The sequence below is a fragment of the Streptomyces sp. NPDC097981 genome, from assembly GCF_040302565.1.
Classification (GTDB): Bacteria; Actinomycetota; Actinomycetes; order Streptomycetales; family Streptomycetaceae; genus Streptomyces.
Genome location: NZ_JBEORW010000179.1, coordinates 1 through 1,566 on the forward strand (window position 1 = coordinate 1; position 1,566 = coordinate 1,566).

General features: G+C 70.8%; 2 protein-coding genes. Both read right to left on the bottom strand.

The window, feature by feature from the left end; all coding sequences use genetic code 11:
* Nucleotides 1-106: 106 nt before the first annotated feature.
* Nucleotides 107-892, bottom strand: coding sequence for a hypothetical protein (locus tag ABTY04_RS40905; protein WP_352218505.1), 786 nt, complete (start codon nt 890-892; stop codon nt 107-109).
* 59 nt (nt 893-951) lie between these two features.
* Nucleotides 952-1,332, bottom strand: a complete 381-nt coding sequence (locus ABTY04_RS40910) for a P-loop NTPase family protein (protein WP_352218506.1) — start codon at nt 1,330-1,332, stop codon at nt 952-954.
* Nucleotides 1,333-1,566 lie beyond the last annotated feature (234 nt).

Sequence of the window (1,566 nt, forward strand, 5' to 3'; positions counted from 1 at the left end):
CCGGTCTCCGTCACGATCCGTACAGCCCCCTCACGGAACTCCGGCTCGAACTTCCGTCGCTTCTCGGCCATGACTCTCAACATCCCCTGCAGTCAGGGTCTCCACGCTACGAGGGGAGAGACAGGTTGGCCTCGTGCACGGCCGTGGTCAGCCGCTCGGCAAGGGCCCGGTGCCACACGGCGAGCCCGGAGGTCTCGGCCGTGAGGGCGACAGCGTTGATCTCTCGGATCAGGGGATGCAGCACCACCTGCGCCCCCTCACTGCTGCCCGACGCCGGGCCGGTGCTGCCGGGAGAGTGGGGCAGGCCGAGGAGACCGTAGCGGTGCAGGCCGGCGAACGCGGCCTCCAGGGCCACCGCGGTGACGTCGTGTCCGGTGACGACGGATAGCAGGTCCGGGGTGATCAGGGACAGTGGGACGGGGGCCTGAGCCAGCAGGGCCAGCAGTCGCAACAGGGGTCGGGCCAAAGCGTTGCCCTCCCCGGCGAGCTGGTCCAAGGACACCTCCCAGGTGTGCCGCACCACGGCGCGGGCGACCTGCGGATGGGAGGCATTCGGGTGCGCCGCTCCCAACAAGAACCGCAGTTCCTGTTCCAGGGCCTGGCGGTAGGCGGCAAAGGTGCGGTAGCGGCTGGTGGGTCCGGCCAGATAGGTGCCAGCCGCGTGCAACGCCAGTGGCAGCCCGCCCAGTCGCGCCGCCAGATCCCGGGCCTGCTCGGCGGTGCCGGCCACGGGAGCAGCGTCCAGCAGGACCTGCCCCGCGGGTCGCACCGGCAGCGGCTCCAGTGGCAGCAGCTGTGCGCACGGACCCCAGGTCTGCTCGCTGCCATCCCGGCTGGTCACCACCAGCAGGCCCCGGCCGTGAGGACGGATCCAGCCGCGATAGTCGGCCACCGGCTCCCCTGCCGGGCCGATCTCGTGCGGCTCTGCTGCGCCAGCTCGGCACCGTCGCGCTAGCGCACCCAAAACACTCGCCAGCCCGCCGCCTCGGCCTGGGTGGCCAGTTGCGCGGCCACCGTTGTCTTGCCCATCCCGCCGACCGCGCACAGCACCGCGAACCGGCCTTGTGGCCGCCGAAGCATGCCTGCCAGCACGGCGAGTTCTCCCTCACGCCCCCGCACGCGCTGAACATGCGGTGGGCGTAACGAAGCCTGCTGGCCTCGGGCCGGTCGGCTCACCGGTGCCAGCCGCGCCGGGGGCCTTGCTGCGGCATCCAGATGCCGGCCCCACAGCAACAGCCCGATGCTGACCACCACCAGCACGGCGAACACCGGCCAGATCACCCACGCCTGCGCCGCCCAGCCAGGCACCGCGGCACTGGCGTAGTTGGTCACCGGCCCCAGCACAGCCGCCACCAATGCGGCCCCTCCCGCTACCGCCGACCCGGCCCACGCACCCCGTCTACGCCCCATGGTCTGCCACCCCCGTCCACCGTCACCAGGATGCTCCCGCCTGGATCACGTCCATGGAAGGCCCTCTCTGGCAAAGTGAGAAAAGTCAGCCATACTGGATGATTCATTGAGTCGAGGGCGGAGAAGGAGTAGTCCCAGGTGGCCAGCACCAACGAC